The 20084-nt window shown below is 34.0% G+C and carries 21 protein-coding genes; 8 read left to right on the forward strand and 13 right to left on the reverse strand.

What is annotated here, in order from left to right; all coding sequences use genetic code 11:
* Position 1: 1 nt before the first annotated feature.
* The 12 genes from IWX84_RS06480 to IWX84_RS06535 form a co-directional block, all read right to left on the reverse strand.
* Positions 2-1249 (reverse strand): efflux RND transporter periplasmic adaptor subunit, encoded by a 1248-nt coding sequence (locus IWX84_RS06480; protein ID WP_196849924.1) that lies wholly within the window; start codon positions 1247-1249, stop codon positions 2-4.
* Positions 1250-1251: 2 nt separating this feature from the next.
* Positions 1252-2448: a TolC family protein gene (locus IWX84_RS06485; RefSeq protein ID WP_231385429.1), complete on the reverse strand. Its 1197-nt coding sequence runs from the start codon at positions 2446-2448 to the stop codon at positions 1252-1254.
* Between the two features lie 43 nt (positions 2449-2491).
* Positions 2492-4429: an efflux RND transporter permease subunit gene (locus IWX84_RS06490; protein ID WP_196849926.1), complete on the reverse strand. Its 1938-nt coding sequence runs from the start codon at positions 4427-4429 to the stop codon at positions 2492-2494.
* Positions 4426-5721 carry an efflux RND transporter permease subunit gene (locus tag IWX84_RS06495; protein WP_196849927.1) on the reverse strand — a complete coding sequence of 432 codons (1296 nt, stop codon included), beginning with the start codon at positions 5719-5721 and terminating at the stop codon, positions 4426-4428. The genes IWX84_RS06490 and IWX84_RS06495 overlap by 4 nt, the downstream gene beginning before the upstream one ends.
* A gap of 5 nt (positions 5722-5726) precedes the next feature.
* Positions 5727-6197, reverse strand: a complete 471-nt coding sequence (locus IWX84_RS06500; RefSeq protein ID WP_196849928.1) for a heme-binding domain-containing protein — start codon at positions 6195-6197, stop codon at positions 5727-5729.
* A gap of 1 nt (position 6198) precedes the next feature.
* Positions 6199-6909: a DUF3347 domain-containing protein gene (locus tag IWX84_RS06505; RefSeq protein ID WP_196849929.1), complete on the reverse strand. Its 711-nt coding sequence runs from the start codon at positions 6907-6909 to the stop codon at positions 6199-6201.
* 109 nt (positions 6910-7018) lie between these two features.
* Positions 7019-7579, reverse strand: coding sequence for a helix-turn-helix domain-containing protein (locus IWX84_RS06510; RefSeq protein WP_196849930.1), 561 nt, complete (start codon positions 7577-7579; stop codon positions 7019-7021).
* A gap of 2 nt (positions 7580-7581) precedes the next feature.
* A complete protein-coding gene (locus tag IWX84_RS06515) occupies positions 7582-8457 on the reverse strand; it encodes a DUF3347 domain-containing protein (RefSeq protein ID WP_196849931.1) in 876 nt (291 codons plus the stop codon).
* 149 nt (positions 8458-8606) lie between these two features.
* Positions 8607-8972: a hypothetical protein gene (locus tag IWX84_RS06520; RefSeq protein WP_196849932.1), complete on the reverse strand. Its 366-nt coding sequence runs from the start codon at positions 8970-8972 to the stop codon at positions 8607-8609.
* Between the two features lie 84 nt (positions 8973-9056).
* A complete protein-coding gene (locus IWX84_RS06525; RefSeq protein ID WP_196849933.1) occupies positions 9057-9401 on the reverse strand; it encodes a phage holin family protein in 345 nt (114 codons plus the stop codon).
* A gap of 54 nt (positions 9402-9455) precedes the next feature.
* Positions 9456-10217, reverse strand: coding sequence for an alpha/beta fold hydrolase (locus tag IWX84_RS06530; protein ID WP_196849934.1), 762 nt, complete (start codon positions 10215-10217; stop codon positions 9456-9458).
* Between the two features lie 157 nt (positions 10218-10374).
* On the reverse strand, positions 10375-11088 hold the full coding sequence (locus IWX84_RS06535; protein ID WP_196849935.1) for a pyridoxine 5'-phosphate synthase: 714 nt from the start codon (positions 11086-11088) through the stop codon (positions 10375-10377).
* A 113-nt stretch (positions 11089-11201) separates the two neighbouring features.
* On the opposite strand from IWX84_RS06535, the gene IWX84_RS06540 reads away from it, so the two are divergent.
* From IWX84_RS06540 to murI, 8 genes are all read left to right on the forward strand, one after another.
* Entirely contained in the window at positions 11202-11861 is a 660-nt protein-coding gene (locus IWX84_RS06540; protein ID WP_196849936.1) for a CBS domain-containing protein, read from the forward strand.
* A gap of 54 nt (positions 11862-11915) precedes the next feature.
* A complete protein-coding gene (locus IWX84_RS06545; RefSeq protein WP_196849937.1) occupies positions 11916-12800 on the forward strand; it encodes an NAD kinase in 885 nt (294 codons plus the stop codon).
* A 158-nt stretch (positions 12801-12958) separates the two neighbouring features.
* Positions 12959-13642 carry a DUF6089 family protein gene (locus IWX84_RS06550; RefSeq protein ID WP_196849938.1) on the forward strand — a complete coding sequence of 228 codons (684 nt, stop codon included), beginning with the start codon at positions 12959-12961 and terminating at the stop codon, positions 13640-13642.
* Positions 13643-13646: 4 nt separating this feature from the next.
* Positions 13647-14387: an isoprenyl transferase gene (locus IWX84_RS06555; RefSeq protein WP_196849939.1), complete on the forward strand. Its 741-nt coding sequence runs from the start codon at positions 13647-13649 to the stop codon at positions 14385-14387.
* A complete protein-coding gene (locus tag IWX84_RS06560; protein ID WP_196849940.1) occupies positions 14320-17073 on the forward strand; it encodes an outer membrane protein assembly factor in 2754 nt (917 codons plus the stop codon). Before IWX84_RS06555 ends, IWX84_RS06560 begins: the two co-directional genes overlap by 68 nt.
* A gap of 37 nt (positions 17074-17110) precedes the next feature.
* Entirely contained in the window at positions 17111-18133 is a 1023-nt protein-coding gene (locus IWX84_RS06565) for an OmpH family outer membrane protein (protein ID WP_196849941.1), read from the forward strand.
* 20 nt (positions 18134-18153) lie between these two features.
* Positions 18154-18654, forward strand: a complete 501-nt coding sequence (locus tag IWX84_RS06570; RefSeq protein ID WP_196849942.1) for an OmpH family outer membrane protein — start codon at positions 18154-18156, stop codon at positions 18652-18654.
* A gap of 110 nt (positions 18655-18764) precedes the next feature.
* The gene (gene murI / locus IWX84_RS06575; RefSeq protein ID WP_196849943.1) at positions 18765-19544 is read left to right on the forward strand and encodes a glutamate racemase; all 780 of its coding nucleotides are present in this window, start codon (positions 18765-18767) and stop codon (positions 19542-19544) included.
* A gap of 10 nt (positions 19545-19554) precedes the next feature.
* On the opposite strand, the gene IWX84_RS06580 is transcribed toward murI, so the two are convergent.
* A complete protein-coding gene (locus IWX84_RS06580) occupies positions 19555-20082 on the reverse strand; it encodes a gamma carbonic anhydrase family protein (RefSeq protein ID WP_196849944.1) in 528 nt (175 codons plus the stop codon).
* Between the last annotated feature and the right edge of the window lie 2 nt (positions 20083-20084).

Raw genomic sequence — 20084 nt, forward strand, 5'->3', positions numbered from 1 at the left:
ATTATTCTGTTTTTATAAAGCTTTCGCTATCAATTAAATATTGCCCATTTTCAGCAATTGTATCTTGAACGGAAATCCCATCGATAATTTGGACAAAATCATTGATTTCAATTCCAGTTTTTATTTCTCTTACTTTGAATCCGTTATTCATTTTTATAAAAACAATTTTTTTACTGCCGATACTTACCAGTGCCTGTTTTTGAAGCCAGATCCCTTGTATCGGATTTGTTTCAACAATGCCTTGCAACCTCAAACCGATGGGAAATTTTAAAGTGTTGTTATTTAAATAAACTCGTATTCTATTGCTTTTATCAGTCGGGTTGAATTGCGTTTCAATAAAATTTACTTTGGCATCAATAAAATCATTTTCGTCTAATTCCGAGGAAATCCGGATGGATTGATTTGTCTTAATCAAGCTATTGTATCCTTGCAGAACATTAAAAATAGCCCACACTTTATCCGTATTCACTAATTTAAAAACGACCTGATTTTTTTTAATGTAATCCCCTTCTTTTACGGTTAAATTCTCTGTGGTACCGCTGGAGTTTTGCATAGGACTCTCTGCGCTTTTAGTCATGCTTTCCGTTCCTTGAATAATACCGAATGCAGGACTATAAATGGAAATTACGGGGCTTGACCTTCTGGTTGAAACCAGCGAATTTATTTGATTATTAGTCATTCCGTAAAGAACCAATTTTTGTTTTGATGCTTTAATAATCGATGTATTATCGGCATCATTTGTGATTAAATAGATGAAATTTTGCTGTTCAGTCAGTAGTTCCGGACTGTATAAATCAAAAAGTTTTTGTCCTTTATTTACTTTTTGGTATTTATAATTGACATACATTTTTTCTATTCTGCCGCTTATTCTTGCCGCCACATTTACTCCAGCATTTGGATCATAAGTAACAATTCCCGGTAAACTCATTTCACTGCTTATGGCGGTGTCTTTTGGTGTTGTAGTTTGATAATTACCCACTATAAAATTATCGGTTGGCGTTAATAAATCTTCAATTGATTTACTGTTTACAGCCTGATTCCGAATTGTTTTTTTCACCAAAGCCATTCCGCAAATGGGACAATTACCCGGTTTGTCCCGAATGATTTGGGGATGCATCGGGCAAGTGTACAATTCCTTTTGATGCCCATGATTTGATTGAGTATTGGATTTGTTTATAAAATAATAAGTAGTAATTCCAATAATCGAAATGACCAGTACCACTAAACTATATTTCAAATACTTGTTCATAATTATTTGGTTTCCAATTGTTTTTCAATTTCCACTTGCGTGCTCAAAACAGTTTGCAATTTATCTAATGCTTCAATTTGAGCCATGTTCAAAGCTTCCCAAGCATCCAGAACAACAAACAAATCTCCCGTGTTATTTTGCCAAGCTATAATTGCCGTATCATAATTTCTTCGTAAGGCGGGAATAATACTTTTCTCGGCAATTTCATATTGTTTTTTTACGTTTACCAATTCGGTATTCATTCCTGAAATCATTCCGCTCGCTTCATTTAGAATCATCTGTTTTTGCCAATAAAGGCTTTCATTTTTCAGTTGAAAACTATTGATGTTGGCTTTATTCATCTTTGTTGACCAAGGCATTGGAATATTTATCATTCCCATTAAAGTGAATTGTGGCGGTTGCTCACCAAAGGCAAACATGTGTTCATATTTGACACCAAATTCGGGTAATAATTTTGTCTTTTCGGCTTTTATTTTCAATTGATTTAAGGCAATTGTTTTTTCGATGGCTCTAAGGTCACTTCGATTTTGAGAAAGTGATGTGGTATCTGATTCCATCTGATTGAAATCAATTAATTTATAGATTGGATCTATCTCAAAAGCGGTGTTTTTATCTCTTGCCATCAACGTATTAAGCACAATCCGTTTTTGGGATATATCATTTTGCAACATTACAGTCATGCTTTGCAATTTACTGTATTGTGATTTCGCTTTGTAATACGTTGGTAATTTATCCATATTATATTGGTATCGTATTTCCATACTTTTAATCATATATTCCAAAAGCAATAAATTATCATTGGCAATTTTTATTTTTTTACTGAGTACCAACCATTGATAATAATTCGTTTTTGCTAAAGCATTCAACTGATTGATGGTGTAATTTTTATTTTCGGCTTCGACCGAAGACATGGCGCTCATATAATTAAAATCAGCCTTAAGTTTTGAAACATTAGGAATCATTTGTGTAACGCCTAACATATAATTCCCCATTCCTGGTCCCATTTCGTCGGCTTTCCACAATCTTGGATTGTAAGGAGTCATAAAAAAACCCGTATTCACTTGCGGTGCCATCCAACTTTTGGCTCCTTTTGCGGCAGCATTCATAGTTTGAATATCGGCATCGTACATTTTCAGTTGCGGATTATTGGTTTTGATTTTGGCCAAAACGGCATCCAATGATAGCGTTTGTGCTACCATAACAGTGACATTTAGAACCAAACAACTTATAACGAGAAAATATTTATTCTTTAGCATCTATAATTTCAATTTTACCTTTTGTTTTTAATTCACGTAGCTTAACCATTTCAAAAACAACTGGTGTTACCAATAAAACATAAATAGTTGAAGTTATCGTCCCTCCAATGAGTGGAACAGTAATAGGTAGCATCACATCGGCACCAGTTCCTGTTGCCCAAAGAATGGGTATTAGACCAAACAACGAAACGGAAACCGTCATCAGTTTTGGTCGTAACCTTTTTGCTGAACCATCAATAATATACTGTCGTAAAATAGCCTCAGTGATAGTCTCATTACTATTGCCGTATTTTTCTACCATTTTATTCATGGCTTCATTCAAATAAATGGTCATTAACATGGCTGTTTCTATAGCCAGTCCAAACAGTGCAATAAAGCCAACAGCCACCGCCACCGATAAATTAATACCATAAAAATAGACCATAAATATTCCGCCAATTAAGGCAAATGGTACGGTTATCATCGTTATTAAGGCCTCTTTCATTGAATGATAGGTAAAGTATAAAACAAGAAAAATAATAACAAGAACAATAGGTAATATCATGGTTAGTGTTTTGTTGGCCCTAATTTGGTTTTCCCATTGACCGCTCCATTCGACGTAATAGCCTTTAGGCATTCTGGTCATCAACGCATTCAATTTTTCCTGCGCTTCTTTTACGGTACTGCCCAAGTCGCGCTCCCGAACATTAAACAATACACTGCCGCGAAGCATTGCGTTTTCGCTATTGATCATCGGTGGTCCATCACTTATTTGTATATCTGCTATGGTTTCCAATGGGATTGGTCCAAATTGCATGGTTTGCACCTGCAACTTTTTTAATGCCTCAATACTATTTCTGTATTCTTGTGCATATCTGGCATTTACTGAAAATCGTTCTCTACCTTCGATGGTTGTGGTCAATTTCATTCCACCAATAGCCGCTTCAACAACATTATTTACATCGTCAATCGAAAGTCCATATCTGCCAATTGCTTCGCGTTTTGCTATAATATCAATATATTTTCCGCCAGTTATGGGTTCGGCATACAAATCTTTAACACCCGCCGTACCTTCTAGTGCTTTTTTAATTTTTTGGGATAAGGCATCAATGGTATCCAGACTTGCTCCGTAAATTTTTATTCCCACATCAGTTCTGATACCGGTAGAAAGCATATTGATCCGATTAATTATGGGCTGGGTAAATCCATTGGTTACCCCAGGTATTTGCAGTTTATTGTTTATTTCTGTTACAATATCATTTTTTGTTTTACCGTCTCTCCATTCTTGTTGCGGTTTAAGCAAAACAATCGTTTCAATCATACTTATTGGACTATTGTCGGTTGCTGTATTTGCTCTTCCGGCTTTTCCCAAAACATGAGACACTTCCGGTATCGATTTTATCAGTTTATCCTGAACCTGCAAAATTCGTTTTACTTCGGAATTTGACACATCAGGCAACGTTACCGGCATGAACAAAATGGAACCTTCATCTAAAGGAGGCATAAATTCCGAACCTAAGCGTGTAAACATAAAAACCCCAATTAATAATGCGAGGATATTGATTCCCAACAATGATTTTCGCCATTTTAAACAAAAAGTTAAAATCGGTGTGTAGATGCTTTCTAATTTTTTGTTAATTGGATTTTTGTTTTCTGGGCGAAGTTTTCCTTTCAGTAAATAACTAATCAAAACCGGCGTAAGCGTGATGGCTAAAAACGCATCGACAATGAGGATGAAGGATTTTGTCCAGGCCAGCGGGCTAAACAATTTACCTTCCATACCTGTCAAAAGGAATACCGGTAAAAATGAAGTAATTACGATTATAGTGGAATAAAAAACACCGGGGCCAACCAATTTAGAAGAGGTTTCGATTATTTTCAGTTTTTCTTCCGAAGATAATGGGTCGTGTTCTTTTTTGAATACATTTTTTAAAAAGCTTTTCATTTATCAGTCGATTGTTGATTACTATCCATCTCTTCTTGTTTTTCTGAAATACTTCTATATGCATTTTCGACCATTACAATACCGTCATCGACCACAACGCCTATCGCAAGTGCAATTCCCGTTAATGACATAATATTGGATGTAATCCCAAAAACTTGAAGCAAAATAAAACCTACAGCAACGGATATGGGCAACTGAATGAGGATAATTAGTGCACTTCTCCAATGAAAAAGGAACAGAAGAACTATAATAGATACCACAATCATCTCTTCGATTAAAGTTCCTTTAACGGATTCGACTGCTTGCTCTATTAGTTCGCTTCTGTCATAGGAAGTTTTGAAAGTAACACCTTGTGGAAGTCCCTTTTCGACTTCTTTCATTTTCAATTTCACCGCTTTTATTACTTTATCGGCATTTTCCCCATATCGCATGACCACAATTCCACCGACTACTTCTCCGTCGCCATTTTCGTCAAAAATTCCCAAGCGCAAATCGCCTCCCATTTGTACAGAACCAAGATCTTTTACTCTTACGGGAACAGCATTGTAATTTTTAATGGCAATATTTTCTACCTCTTTTATGTTTTTGATATAACCCAATCCTCTCACAATGTAAGACATGTTGCTCATTTCAAACTTTCGTCCGCCAACATCGTTATTGTTGGCCTTAACGGCATTCATCACTTCCATCATGCTTACGTTATAGTACTGCATTTTTAAAGGATCCAATACCAATTGATACTGTTTTTCAAAACCGCCAAAGGAAGCCACTTCCGCCACACCGGGAACGGTTTGCAATGCAAATTTCACATACCAATCTTGCAGCGCTCTTTGCTCTCCCAAGTCCATACCATTGGCTTTTAAATGATACCAAAAAATATGTCCGACACCCGTACCATCAGGACCTAAGGTTGGCACGACATTTTGAGGCAACAATCGTTGCGCATAGTTTAATCTTTCCAAAACGCGGGTTCTAGCCCAATAAGCATCGACGCCATCTTCAAAAATGATATAGACAAAACTCATCCCAAACATGGATGCACCCCGAATGTTCTTCACTTTTGGAATGCCTTGCAAATTAGAAACCAAAGGATAAGTTACCTGATCTTCAATAACCTGCGGACTCCTTCCCATCCATTCGGTAAAAACAATAACCTGATTTTCTGATAAATCGGGTATGGCATCAATGGGATTTTGTTGCAAGCTATAAATACCCCAACCAAATAGACAGGCGGAAACAAGCAATACTATTACTCGATTTTTCAGAGAAAATGATATGAGTTTTTCTACCATACTATTTAATTTTCTATAGAAATACTATCTCTCGTTCGCTCCATCCAATGTATCAATACTGCTTTATTCTCTATAGTGAGTTTAGCATTTCTGTGGATTAAGGTATAAGAAGACAATGGCATTTCATCTGATTTAATTTGTTTGATAATTCTATCTAATTTATTCCCTTGTTTTCGTTTAGAATAATTACCAAATTCACTGAAATTTAAATTCTCTTTTCCTTCAGTAGTATGGCTATCCATAAACATTCTCGTTGGCTGAATATAGGAATACCAAGGATATTTTGTATTATTACTGTGACAATCATAACAGGAAGTCTTTAAAATGTTGTTAACATTTGAAGGAACATTATATGTTTTGTTAAAATGAATTGGTAGAACCCGTCCATAATCTAAATTACGGACGGGTTGATAAAATTGTAATAGCAAAAGAATAACACAACCTGAAATTATTATTCTTTTGATAACGATTTTCATTTTAAAAGGTTTTTTTTATTCCTCCGCAAGTAAGCATTTGCGAACCATAATACGGATTTTTGATCTCTTTAATTTCGCTAATCCAATATCCGCTTTTCCCTTGGTCATACATTGGGCAATAATCCTGATACAATTTTTGAGTCGTTCCAAAAGTTTTTATCAAATCATTTATGTCTTTACTCAACATAGCAAAATGTTCTCTTTGGTGTTCAATATTTCCAGCATTGCTACCAATGTGTTCCGCATGTTCTTTAGCATCATCTTTTATATCAATGTATTCCGCTTTCATTTTCGTGTCCAATGACTTGCCATCTAAACTATTGAAAGTCGCATATAATGCTTTAGCTGCATTCGCCGCACCTTTTGAATCGTCCTTAATAAATGCATTTTTTATTTTCAAATAATTTGCTACAATTTCACTTGTAGAAAATGAAGATTGGGAAGTTGTTGTAACAGTTGATTCTGTTTTTGTTTCAACAGTCGTATTTGGAGTAACAGTTGTAGCTTCATTAACCGGTACTGTTAGTTCCATACCACAAATAGAACATTTATCCCCTTTCTTTCCCGTTACTTCGGGATGCATAGAACAAGCATATAAATCTGTGGTTGCAACAGTTTTTTCAACTTTTGTTTCTTCAACCTGCTTGACTTTCTGATTACAAGCTGTTAAAGTTACAGCCATAATTACAATTGATAAGAATACTTTTTTCATTTTAATATTTTTTAGTTTTATTTTTACTTCTAGCTTTATTTTAACTATTCAAAGTTCTAAAAATAATCGTTTTAGATTATTGTATAATATTGATAATAAATTGTAAAATTTATAATTTGTCAATTTCGAATCGGATGGCTTCTTTTGCTTTTTTGAAGTATGTTGGCGTCAAACCCGTTACCTTTTTAAACTGATTGCTCAAATGCGCTACATCGTTATATTTCAATTGAATAGCAATTTCGCTCAATGTAAATTCATCATACAGAAGCAACTCTTTTACTCTTTCAATTTTTTGAGTAATAAAGTAATGTTCTATAGTTTTCCCTTCCACTTCAGAAAACAGATTGCTTAATGTGTTATAATCTTGCATCAAGTGTTCCGCTAAATAATGTGATAAATTGATTTTTAATTCGGTATTTTGATAATGTACCATATCAACAATCAGATTTTTAATCCGCTCAATAGTTATACTTGTTTTATCATCTAATAATTCAAAACCAAGTTCGTGCAAACTTTTTGACAATCGCTCTTTCTCGCCCTCCTTGAAATCTTCTGAAAGTAGTACTTCGCCTAATTGAACTGAAATAGCGTGAAGTCCAATTTTTTCAACTTCGGACTTCACGACATTTATACAGCGATTGCATACCATATTTTTGATATAAATCTTCATTTTTATTTAATGGTTTCGACCGTTTTACCACAAGACATCATTTGAGAACCATAATATGGATTTTTAATTGCATTGTCTTTGCTTAACCAATTGGCTCCTTTTCCTCCATCTGCCATTGGACAAAATTGATAAAAAACTGGAGTTTCGTACTTCGCCACTTTTATCAAAGCATAGATGTTTTTAGACAAGCCCATAAACACGGTTCTTTGTTTTTTAATATCTTCTGTTTCAGAAATACTCTTGGCATCAGCCATTAAATCTTTCATTACTTTCATCCAAACCATGTGAACATCCATTGGCAAGTCGTTCATGTTTACAGCGGTTAAGGAATTCAATACTTCTTTCGCTTTGGCAGCAGCCATTTTACCATCCGTTTTCACTAAACCATCTTTCAATGAAAAATAAGTTTCAAAAACAGGATTCAATTTATTTTCCTTTTTTTGAACGGTCATTGTTGATTCTGATGCCATAGCGTGTTGACTGTGATTTTCCATAGTTCCCATTTCAGTTTTAGTTTCGCTTTTTACAGCAACTTTTGCCTCACGGTCATATTGACAACAACCGGCAAGACTATTATAAGCAGTATCAGGAGCCAGGAATTTTTCGCTGTCGTAACCCGCCAAAGCGATGCGTTTTAAGATTTCATCTTGATTTGTTTTTTGTGAATCGTAAGTAAGCGTTGCCATTTTGGTGTCTTTGTTCCAATCTACCAGCGCTACTTTTTTAAGATTTCCCGCTTTTTCAATAGTAGTCTTGCACATTCCGCAGTTCCCATAAATTTTTATAGTTTCTGTTTTAGCATTTTTAATTTGTGCATTAGTTATTGTGATTGAAAGCAATAGTGTAACTGCCATCAATAATTTTTTTATTGTGTTCATTGTATATAATTTTAAGTTGAATTAGTAAATAGTCATTTTCAAATTCTAACATTATCGTTAAAATTCAAATTAAATATGACTATAAATTTAATGATTTTAAAGCATTTTCCGCTTTGAATTAGACCCTTTTATGGCTGTGCATAAAAGATTTAGCTTATTTTAGGTGGAAGCCAAATCGAACGGAAATCAGAAGAGATAAAGATTTCTGAGTAATAATAATTTTGTTTCTCAGGTGAAAAACTAAAAAGTTGCGTATTGATTTCAACATAAAATGGAGAAGACAAAGCCAAATTAACTACTGAGCTGCCGCATGAAACATGTTTACAGCCTCCGTCACAGCCCTCATGGCTTTTTGATTTTTTTTCCTTGTTGCAACATTCTTTTTCACAAGTTTGCGAAGCAGATTCTTTTGTACAACTCGTTTTCTCCGATTTAGATTCACATGCAAAAGCCATGCTTGGCATCATAAAGAAACCAAGCATAACCAATAGTAATATGTAAACCTTTTTTGTCATAATTTACTTTTTTAAAAAACAAAGGTATTGAATTAACTATTACAGCTAGTTCATTAACTCATAATTACTTGTTAAAATAAGCAATTACTTTCCTTCTCCCAATATACCATTCATTATAGATTGTAATAGTGACAATACAATACTAAAGATTAAGGCAGTCCAAAATGAATCAACATGAAATCCGCCTACTATATTAGTACACAACAAAATAATTACCGCATTTATCACTAGTAAAAACAATCCTAATGTAACAATAGTAACTGGCAAAGTCAGTAGCACCAATATAGGCTTGATAAATATGTTAAGCAAACCAAGAACTATCGCCACGATTAAAGCTGTAGTAAAATTATCCACATGGACTCCTGGCATAAAGTGGGCAATTAGCAATACTAAACCGGATGTAATAAGGATTCTGAGTAATAAATTCATAGATTTTTGTTTTAAAATTTTAATAAATGTAGTAAATATTTAAATCTGTTTAATTTATTTTAAAAAGGAACTTGCTATTTGATGAAACAGAATTGGATTTTCGGCATGAAGCCAATGCCCTACATTAGGAATCGTTTCTAAACTTGCATCAGGGAAATGCTGCTTTATATTTTCGAAATCGCTGTCCAAAATATAATTAGATTTTCCGCCGCGTATAAATAATGTTGGTTTCTCAAAAATAGCATTGGGAGGCAATGGAACTCCTATTTCTTCCATTTTTTTATTGAAAACTTCCAGATTAAATCGGAATGCGAGTTGTCCCGGTTCTTGCCAATACAAACTTTTCATTAAAAATTGTCGCGTTCCAAAATCAGGAATATGTGGTGACATAATTTCTTCGACTTCACTGCGTGTTGGTTTTTTGGAAAAATCAACTGCATTTAATCCCGCTAAAATATCCTGATGGTGTTGCGGATAAAATTTTGGTCCAATATCAGCAACAATCAATTTATCTACTAATTCCGGATGAGTTGTCGCCAAAAGCATGGCCACTTTTCCACCCATTGAATGACCGATGATATTGATATTTTCTAAAGAATTGGCGTGACAATAGTCAAAAATATCCTGAACCATGATTTCATAACTAAAATCCTCCGAATGCAAACTTCGGCCATGATTGCGTAAATCGATCATATGAACTTGAAAACCATCGGCGGCAAATTGCGTTCCGAGTGTTTTCCAATTATCAGACATTCCCAGAAAACCATGTAAGATTAAAAGTGGTTTGCCTAAACCTTCTATTTTTGAGTAAAGCATTTTGATTTTAGATTTTAGATTGCAGAATTACGTGCGTGAGGGATAAAAGTGGAAATCCTTTTTTATCATGAAGCGATAGCGGAATGAAAAAAAGATTGCAACGGATAGCCCGACCTTGCTGTAACGCTAGTGAAAGCACGGTCACGCCCCAATTATTTTATTTCAGTTTTTGCAAATACATATTAACCACATTATCCAATCCCATATAAATGGCTTCGGAAATCAGAGCATGGCCGATAGAAACCTCTAGTAAACCCGGAATATTTTCTTTGAAAAACTGAATGTTGTCCAAGCTCAAATCGTGACCGGCATTGATGCCCAAACCTAACTGGTTTGCCAAAATTGCCGATTCCATATACGGTTGAATTCCTCTTTTATTTCCCAAACTGTATTTATGAGCGAACGCTTCCGTGTATAACTCGATTCTTTCTGTTCCAATTTTTTTAGCGCCTTCGATCATTTCCAGAACCGGATCGACAAAAATGGAAGTTCTTATGCCTTTGCGCTGAAATTCCTGAACTATTTCGGTTAGATATGCGGCATGTTTTATAGTATCCCAACCTGCATTAGAAGTTATCGCATCTACAGCATCTGGCACCAAAGTCACTTGAGTCGGTTTTATTTCCAGAACAAGATCTATAAATGTTTTCTCTGGATTTCCCTCAATATTATATTCGGTGTAAACAATTGATTTCAAATCGCGGGCATCTTGATAACGAATGTGACGCTCATCTGGACGCGGATGTATGGTGATTCCTTCGCCACCAAACTTTTGAATATCGGCTGCCACTTTTAGTAAATCGGGAACATTTCCTCCGCGGGCATTACGTAACGTTGCTATTTTATTGATGTTTACACTTAACTTTGTCATTGGAACACTTTTTGATTGTTGAAAATAGTATTTGTTAGGCAAAAATACAAAGTAAAACCTAGGAGTTTTTGCTTATTTTTGATTATTTTGCATGAAATATTGGAGATTGATTTATGACAGAAATTACAGAATATATTACCAACGATTTTAAAGCGATTGACAGCCAAGATTCTATTGCGACTGTTCATGACTTTTTTAATGATTTGCATTTTACCCATTTTCCCGTAATTGAGGAGGGTATTTATATTGGCAGCATTGCAGCGGATGACATTGAAACATTTGACGATGGTAAAAAAGTGTCTGATTATAAATATACCCTTGAAGGCTTTTTTGCCAGAACAAATACGATTTGGCTGGATGTGTTGGAAATTTTCGCAAAAAACAACACTAATTTGATTCCAGTATTAGATGAAAATAATAGCTATGTAGGTTACTATGAAATTGTAGACATCATGAAATTCTTTCATGAAACTCCTTTCCTTAAAGAACCTGGAAGAATATTAATAGTTAAGAGAGAAATATTGGATTATTCCATGAGTCAGATTACACAAATTGTTGAAAGTAACAATGGCAGACTTTTAGGCTTATTTATTTCGGAAGCAGATGTTACAACTATTCAAATTACAATGAAAATAAGTTTGGGTGCTTTAAATGAAATAATTCAAACTTTCCGAAGATACAATTACGAGATCATATCTAATCATCCCGAAGACAATTATATCAATAGTTTGAAAGAGCGTTCTGATTATTTAGATAAATACCTTAATATATAATATGACGTTTTACCGAAAAAGAAACGAATAAACATATCCCCGATTAAACAAAATATGAAAGTAGCCATATACGGACAATATTACCTGAACAGTACCGAACCAATAATAAAAGACATTTTTGTTTTTTTTAATACCAATAAGGTAGAAATGGTTATTGAGGCCAATTTCTTGAAAATGCTTTACGAAAAAGACATTGTAAGAAAGGAATATAAAACTTTTGAATCCCATACCGAATTGGATCAAAGCTTTGATATGTTAATAAGCATTGGCGGAGACGGAACAATCTTAAGAGCCGCAACTTTAGTTCGAGATTTAGGCGTACCTATATTAGGTATAAACGCAGGACGTTTAGGTTTTCTCGCGACGGTACAAAAAGAAAATATTGCTGCGTTTATGCAGTTTGTAATTGAAAAAAAATACACCCTTTCTAAAAGAACGTTATTGAGTTTATCCTGTTCTCCAGAGAATGAATCCATTAGGGATTTAAATTTTGCGATGAATGAAATTACGGTTAGTCGAAAAGACACTACCTCGATGATTACAATCGACACCTATCTAAATGATGAATTTTTAAATTCTTATTGGGCAGATGGTTTGATTATCTCCACCCCGACAGGATCAACGGGTTATTCTTTGAGTTGTGGCGGGCCTATTTTAACTCCCGACGTAAAAAGTTTAGTCATCACCCCAATCGCTCCTCATAATCTAAACGCAAGACCACTTGTTGTTCCTGATGAAACAGAAATTCGGTTAAAAGTTTCCGGTAGAGAGGAAAATTATCTAGTTTCCCTAGATTCCAGAATAACATCTGTGAAAAACGAATCAATTCTAACGATTAAGAAAACTCCTTTTCAAATAAATATGGTAGAGATTCCTGAAGAAACATTCTTAAAAACCCTACGTACCAAATTACTCTGGGGAGAAGATAGAAGGAACTAATCCATTTCTAATTAATACTATACGATTTTATCCCTTTTTTACGTTTGGAATAATCACAGACCTATTTATTGTTTGTTTTTCAAAAAAACAGACAATTAACTTAATAGGTATTGAATCGTATCGATAATTATTATATTTGCACGCAATTTTTAATTTGAATGAACAAAATTCTCCACTTTTTGTTATGCCTATTTCCATTCCTGGCAATCCAAGCTCAAATTCATGAGATTGGTGTTTTTGTAGGCGGTAGTAATTTTATAGGTGATGTAGGTCCTACCACTTATATATCGCCAAATGAACCTGCTCTGGGTTTGTTATATAAATGGAATAAAAGCCCGAGACATTCTTATCGATTCTCCTACACCCAATCAAAAATCACCTCTAACGACCTTGATTCAAAAGAAGACGGCAGAAATCAAAGAGGATACCGTTTTGAAAATAGTATAAAAGAAGTATCTTTAGGCCTTGAATTCAATTTTTTTGATTTTAATCTTCATGAGATGTCAAATAAAATTACTCCTTATGTATATTCTGGGATAAGCTATTTTAGATATGATGAGTTATATATTTTAGCTGGTGAAACAAAAAAAGACAAAGGCTCTGGTTCATTTGCCATTCCAATGAATTTAGGAATTAAATCCAACATCACGCCAAATTTCATATTGGCCGTAGAGGTTGGAGCTCGCTATACATTAACAGATAACATTGACGGAAGCAATCCGAAGAATGAAAATTTGAAACCATTACGATTCGGGAATTTAAATAATAATGATTGGTATGTTTTTTCGGGATTTACCCTTACATATACCTTTGGAAACAAACCATGTTACTGTACAGATTAAAAAAATGAATTTACTAGATACGATTGACGCAACGAATTTACCCAAACATTTAGCTATCATTATGGATGGCAATGGTCGTTGGGCAAAACAAAAAGGACTTTTAAGAGCTTTGGGACATGAAAGTGGCACAAAATCAGTAAAAGTAATAATTGAGGCAAGTGCAAAATTAGGAATTGAATTCCTAACTCTATACGCATTCTCTACCGAAAACTGGAACAGACCAAAACTGGAGGTCGAAACCTTAATGAAGGTGCTTATCAATTCATTAAAAAAAGAACTCGTAACACTTCAAAAAAACAACATCAAATTGAACGCTATTGGTAATTTGGAAAAATTACCTAAATCTGCTCAAAAAGAACTTCTTGATGTAATAAATAAAACAAAGGACAACACAAAAATGACGTTGACCCTAGCGTTAAGCTACGGTTCTAGGGAAGAATTAGTCAGTGCTGTAAAAAATATATGCAGTAAAGTTAAAAATAATATAATTTCAATAGACACTATTGATGATTCAATTATAAATGAGCATCTTTACACGCAAAATTTACCGGATGTAGATTTATTAATACGAACAAGTGGAGAACATAGAATAAGTAATTTCTTGCTTTGGCAAATTGCCTATGCAGAATTGTATTTTACTGATATATTGTGGCCGGACTTTAAAGAACAAGATTTATATGAGGCTATTATTAGTTATCAAAAAAGAGAACGTAGATTTGGAAAAACAAGTGAACAAATTAAATAATTTTTTAGTGTTACATAAAAGTATAAGAATAGCCCTTACCGTATTAATTTTTGGAAGTCTTACCCAAATTAAAGCACAAGACAGAGTCCCTTTTGATCAAGGAAAAAAATATATCCTTGCAGATGTTGCAGTTGTTGGTAAAATAAGCTTTAACACTCAAACCGTAATAACTTTTGCAGGTCTTCAAAAAGGACAAGAAATAATAATTCCGGGTGAAGAAATAAGCAGTGCGATAAAGAAGCTTGGTAAACTGGGCCTTTTTGATGAAATTTCATTTTATGTAAATAAAATCCAGAACGACAGCATTTATCTTGATTTAAACTTAGTTGAATTACCTAAATTAAATGAGGTTAAATTTGTAGGAATTAAGAAAAATAAAACGGAGGCTTTAATAAAAGATAACAGCCTAACTAAGGGGAAAATAGTTAATGAAAATTTAATTACTACCACTAAAAATTACATTGAAAATAAATACAAAAAAGAAGGTTATTACAATACTAAAGTTACCATTACTACCAAAGCGGACACGACAAAAGTAAGTCAGGTAAACATGCTTGTTAACATTGATAAAGGTGATAAAGTAAAAATCCAATCAATTGATTTTGACGGAAACAAACAATTATCTGATAAGGTATTGCGTAACGCAATGAAAGATACCAAGCAAAAAAATCCTTTACGTATATTAAAGGCATCCAAATTTGTTCAAGCAAAATACAAAACTGATTTAGAAAAAGTAATTGCCGCTTATAAAGAAAAGGGATACCGTGATGCACGAATATTATCCGATTCTGTTTCTTATAACAAAGATAAAAAGGCATTAGCAATTAAAATAAATGTTGAAGAGGGAAATAAATACTATTTTGGAAACATTAAATTTTTAGGAAACACGGTGTATTCTGATCAATTATTAGGCAGAATATTAGGTGTTAAAAAAGGAGAAACATATAATGGCGTACTTCTAGAAAAAAGAATTGCTGATAAATCAAAACCAGACGGTGAAGACATCACCAATTTATACCAAAACAGTGGTTATTTATTTTCTAATATAAATGCAGTAGAGGTAAAAACAGCAAATGACACAATCGATTTCGAGATCAGAGTTACTGAAGGTCCACTAGCCTACTTCAACAAGATTACAGTTGTAGGAAATGACAAGACGAATGACCGTGTTATTTATAGAGAATTGAGAACTAAACCAGGAGAAAAATACAGCAAAGAAGAACTGGTACGAACTATTCGTGAAATAGGACAATTAGGATTCTTTGATCCTGAAGCTATAGATCCAAAATTTAAAAATGTAGATTCTAGCGCAGGAACGGTTGATATTGAATACAATCTTGTTGAAAAAGGATCCAGCCAAATCGAACTTCAAGGAGGTTACGGTGGTGGTGGTTTCATAGGAACTTTAGGATTGTCTTTTAACAACTTCTCTGCAAGGAATATTTTAAACAAAGATGCTTACAAGCCTTTACCAATGGGTGACGGACAAAAAGTTTCCTTACGATTACAAGGAAGTACTTATTTCCAAACGTATAGTATGTCCTTTTCAGAACCTTGGTTTGGACAAAAGAAACCTGTTCAATTCAGCACCTCATTGTCATACAGCAAGCAGTTCTTAAATAATTATATTACGCAAAGAGTCGACAAAACGAAAAGCTTTAATATTCTAACCTTATCTGTAGGTTTGGCAAAAAGACTGACTGTGCCGGATGATTTCTTTGTATTGTCTCAATCCGTAAGTTACCAACATTATGACTTAAATAATTACAATACAGGTTTATTTACATTTGGAAATGGAACATCTAGAAATTTAGCTTACACTATAGGTTTAACAAGAAGTAACAAAGGAACTAACCCCATTTTCCCTACTTATGGTTCAGAATTTAGTATTTCAGCAAAAGTAACTCCACCTTATTCCTTAATGAACGGAATTGATTATGCAACCTTAGGAGACAAGCAAGAATATAAATACAAACATAAGGGAGCAACTTATACTGGTTCAAACGGAATTCAAGTGAATGAAGGAGATTATGTAGAAGCTATTCCAAGTGCTTCAAACACGACCCCAAATAGAGTATCAATTGACAACCTTCAAAATGCTGCCGCTGACCCTGCATTAGTTGACCAAAAGAAATTTAATTGGTTAGAATATTACAAAATAAAGTTCAAAGCCGACTGGTACACGAAAATTTATGGTAAATTAGTACTGCGAACTTTGACCGAATTTGGATTCCTTGGCGCATACAATCAAGAAAGAGGCGTTGTGCCATTTGAAAGATTCTATTTAGGTGGAGACGGATTAGCAAATTATTCGATGGATGGAAGAGAAACGATACAATTAAGAGGATATCCAAACAATTCTTTAACTCCAGTAAAAGAGGGCACAAATGAACAAATTGGAGCAACGGTATATAATAAATTCTCAATGGAATTGCGTTATCCAATAACGTTGAAATCATCGGCATCTATTTATGCGTTGACTTTCTTGGAAGCTGGATCTTCTTATGCAGATTTCAAAAGCTACAATCCGTTTTCATTGAATCGTTCCGCTGGAGCTGGTTTACGTGTATTCATGCCTGCATTTGGATTACTAGGTATTGATTTTGGATATGGTTTTGATGCTTTGCCTGGAACAGCAAAAGCTAATGGATGGGAAACACATTTTATCATTGGACAACAATTTTAAAAAAAAATGACATAAAATTTTCTAATACTAAACCGTTATGAGAAAACAATTTTTATTTCTATTTTTAGCCGTGATCGTTTTAAACACAGTCAAAGGGCAAACCCGAGGAACCAAAATAGGCTATATTGATATGGAGTACATTTTAGAAAATGTAACTGATTATACCGAAGCCAAGAGCCAATTAGATCAAAAAGCTCAAAAATGGAAGCAAGAAATTGAAGTAAAAAAATTAGATGTCAATAAACTGAAAGAGGCGCTAAAGGCAGAAAAAGCGTTATTAACAAAAGAACTAATTGACGAAAGAGAAACTGAAATTAAGTTTCTGGAAAATGAAATAGTAGATTACCAGCAGAAAAGATTTGGTCCAACTGGTGATTTAATGCAGCAAAAATCAGTTTTGGCAAAGCCAATACAAGATCAAGTATTTACTGCCATTCAAGATATAGCTGAAGCAAAAAAATATGATTTTATTTTTGACAAATCATCTGATTTGACGATGCTTTTTGCAGCAAAAAGATTTGACGTTAGCGAGCAGGTTTTGCGAGTGCTGAACCGTACTGAAAAAAGAGAGCAGTTAAGTAAAAAACAACTTAAAGACCAACAAGTCAAAGAAAGTAAGGAAGATGCAGTGGATGAAAATCCAGTTTTAGCGGATAGAAAAAAAGCATTGGACGAGAAAAAAGCAGCAAGAGACCAGATTATCGCTGATCGAAAACTACTTCAGGAGCAAAAGAAAAAAGAATTTGACGATAGAAGAAAACAACTTCTTTCCGAAAGAGAAGCTAAAAAAACTGGCACGGTTTCTGCCTCTTCTAAAACAGACGAAGTAAAAACAACAACGACTGCAAATGACTCGACTAAATTAGCTTCAAAAAAAGTTCTAGAAGAGACTAAAATTAAACAAGCAGACGAAAGATCAAAGATTTTAGAAGACCGTAAAAAGGTAATAGAAGATCGCAAAAAAGCATTGGAAGAAAAAAAGAAAAAAATACTAGAAGAAAGAGAAGCACTTAAAAAAGCAAAAGCAGAAAAATTAAAAGAGAATACAAACAAAAATTAATATTAAATATTTTAAAAACGATGAAACAAATTAAAACTTTACTTATTGCCGGAATACTATTCTTTGGAGCAAATCAAACAATTAATGCACAAGCAAAGACAGCACATGTTGATGTAAGTGAAATTATGGCTAAAATGCCATCTATGATTGATGCTCAAAAACAATTGGAGAAATTGAGTGGTACTTATGACGCTAACTATAAAAAAATGGTGGAAGAATACCAAACAAAATTAAAAAAATACGACGGAGAATCTGCAACTGTAACTGAAGCTGTAAATGGAGAACGTTCAAAAGAAGTTCAAGATATGCAAAAAAGAATTGTTGACTTTAGAGACAATGCACAAAAAGAATTGCAACAAAAAGAATCTGATATCGTAAAACCATTAATGGAAAAAGTAAGAGCTTCAATCCAAAAAGTAGGTAAAGCTAAAGGGTTCCAATATGTATTAGATGGTTCTACACTTTTATTAGCTGATGGTCCAAACTTGACTGCTGATGTGAAGAAAGATTTGGGTTTCTAAAAAACACACAATTAGTATACAAAACTGCTCATTCAATTGGAATCGAGCAGTTTTTTTTTGACCGAAATTATTTTTAGGATATATAAATCGTAGCACTTAACTTTGTTTTTATGAATAGTAACAATCAACCAATAGGGATTTTTGACTCAGGGATTGGCGGGACTTCAATTTGGAGAGAAATACACCATTTACTACCAAATGAAAAAACAATTTATTTAGCGGATAGCAAGAATGCTCCTTATGGTCAGAAATCAAAGGACGAGATTATTGCATTAAGCATGAAGAATACTGAACTTCTCCTCCAGATGAATTGCAAATTAATCGTAGTCGCATGTAACACCGCAACTACTAATGCTATTGAAGAGTTAAGAAGAAAATACAATGTCCCTTTCATTGGTATAGAACCAGCGATAAAACCAGCTGTAAATCATTCTAAGACGCAAATAATCGGTATTTTAGCCACACAAGGAACGCTTAACAGCGAATTATTTAACAAGACTACTGAAAAGTATCAAGACACCAAAATAATAGAACAGGTTGGTCATGGATTAGTACAGCTAATTGAGAATGGCGATATCAACTCACCTGAAATGACGAAACTACTCCACTCCTATCTTACGCCAATGATTGAAGCTAATATAGACTATCTGGTATTAGGCTGCAGTCATTATCCTTACCTTATTCCTCAAATAAAAAACATACTTCCACCACACATACAAATAATTGATTCCGGAGAAGCGGTTGCTAAACAAACACAAAAAATATTAAAAGAGAAAATAGGTTTTTCTTCAGCAGAAAAAAGCGAACCTATATTCTACACCAACACCAATCCACAAGTATTATCTGAAATACTGGGAAATAAATATACTATCGAAGAAATAGATTTTTAAAATAAGAGATTTAGTCTTCGTCGGTAGATTCTTTAAACCAACCGGAATACATTACATAATTATTCGAAATCCGCTCGATTTCCCCTGCAAAGTCAGATTGATCAATATCTTTTACCTTTTTCGCAGGAACGCCTGCATAAATAGTCCCTGAGGATACAACTGTATTTTGGGTAATTACAGCTCCTGCTGCCACAATAGAATTACTTTCTATTACACAATTGTCCATTACAATCGCACCCATTCCAATTAATACATTGTCATGAATGGTACAGCCATGAACAATTGCATTGTGACCAATGGAAACATTATTGCCTATAATTGTTGGGTGTTTTTTGTAGGTACAATGAATAATTGCGCCATCCTGTATATTTACTTTATTACCTATTTTGATAAAATTCACATCGCCTCTTATGACCGCATTGAACCAAACACTACAAGAATCTCCAAAAGTTACCTCACCCACAATAGTTGCATTTTCGGCTACATAACAATCCTTCGGTATAGAAGGTGTTTTTCCGTTAACAGATTTAATCAGCATGG

The sequence above is a fragment of the Flavobacterium sp. CG_9.10 genome (genome assembly GCF_015752245.1).
GTDB lineage: Bacteria > Bacteroidota > Bacteroidia > Flavobacteriales > Flavobacteriaceae > Flavobacterium.

What these genes read in the sequence shown, in the direction of transcription:
- IWX84_RS06560 (WP_196849940.1), top strand. Translation starts at nt 14,320, where the DNA reads ATGAGGCTATTATTAGTTATCAAAAAAGAGAACGTAGATTTGGAAAAA.
- IWX84_RS06535 (WP_196849935.1), bottom strand. Translation starts at nt 11,088, where the DNA reads ATGACAAAGTTAAGTGTAAACATCAATAAAATAGCAACGTTACGTAAT.
- IWX84_RS06525 (WP_196849933.1), bottom strand. Translation starts at nt 9,401, where the DNA reads ATGAATTTATTACTCAGAATCCTTATTACATCCGGTTTAGTATTGCTA.
- murI (WP_196849943.1), top strand. Translation starts at nt 18,765, where the DNA reads ATGAATAGTAACAATCAACCAATAGGGATTTTTGACTCAGGGATTGGC.
- IWX84_RS06550 (WP_196849938.1), top strand. Translation starts at nt 12,959, where the DNA reads ATGAACAAAATTCTCCACTTTTTGTTATGCCTATTTCCATTCCTGGCA.
- IWX84_RS06480 (WP_196849924.1), bottom strand. Translation starts at nt 1,249, where the DNA reads ATGAACAAGTATTTGAAATATAGTTTAGTGGTACTGGTCATTTCGATT.
- IWX84_RS06485 (WP_231385429.1), bottom strand. Translation starts at nt 2,448, where the DNA reads ATGGTAGCACAAACGCTATCATTGGATGCCGTTTTGGCCAAAATCAAA.
- IWX84_RS06540 (WP_196849936.1), top strand. Translation starts at nt 11,202, where the DNA reads ATGACAGAAATTACAGAATATATTACCAACGATTTTAAAGCGATTGAC.
- IWX84_RS06500 (WP_196849928.1), bottom strand. Translation starts at nt 6,197, where the DNA reads ATGAAAATCGTTATCAAAAGAATAATAATTTCAGGTTGTGTTATTCTT.
- IWX84_RS06580 (WP_196849944.1), bottom strand. Translation starts at nt 20,082, where the DNA reads ATGCTGATTAAATCTGTTAACGGAAAAACACCTTCTATACCGAAGGAT.
- IWX84_RS06495 (WP_196849927.1), bottom strand. Translation starts at nt 5,721, where the DNA reads ATGGTAGAAAAACTCATATCATTTTCTCTGAAAAATCGAGTAATAGTA.
- IWX84_RS06565 (WP_196849941.1), top strand. Translation starts at nt 17,111, where the DNA reads ATGAGAAAACAATTTTTATTTCTATTTTTAGCCGTGATCGTTTTAAAC.
- IWX84_RS06515 (WP_196849931.1), bottom strand. Translation starts at nt 8,457, where the DNA reads ATGAACACAATAAAAAAATTATTGATGGCAGTTACACTATTGCTTTCA.
- IWX84_RS06545 (WP_196849937.1), top strand. Translation starts at nt 11,916, where the DNA reads ATGAAAGTAGCCATATACGGACAATATTACCTGAACAGTACCGAACCA.
- IWX84_RS06490 (WP_196849926.1), bottom strand. Translation starts at nt 4,429, where the DNA reads ATGAAAAGCTTTTTAAAAAATGTATTCAAAAAAGAACACGACCCATTA.
- IWX84_RS06530 (WP_196849934.1), bottom strand. Translation starts at nt 10,217, where the DNA reads ATGCTTTACTCAAAAATAGAAGGTTTAGGCAAACCACTTTTAATCTTA.
- IWX84_RS06510 (WP_196849930.1), bottom strand. Translation starts at nt 7,579, where the DNA reads ATGAAGATTTATATCAAAAATATGGTATGCAATCGCTGTATAAATGTC.
- IWX84_RS06505 (WP_196849929.1), bottom strand. Translation starts at nt 6,909, where the DNA reads ATGAAAAAAGTATTCTTATCAATTGTAATTATGGCTGTAACTTTAACA.
- IWX84_RS06520 (WP_196849932.1), bottom strand. Translation starts at nt 8,972, where the DNA reads ATGACAAAAAAGGTTTACATATTACTATTGGTTATGCTTGGTTTCTTT.
- IWX84_RS06570 (WP_196849942.1), top strand. Translation starts at nt 18,154, where the DNA reads ATGAAACAAATTAAAACTTTACTTATTGCCGGAATACTATTCTTTGGA.
- IWX84_RS06555 (WP_196849939.1), top strand. Translation starts at nt 13,647, where the DNA reads ATGAATTTACTAGATACGATTGACGCAACGAATTTACCCAAACATTTA.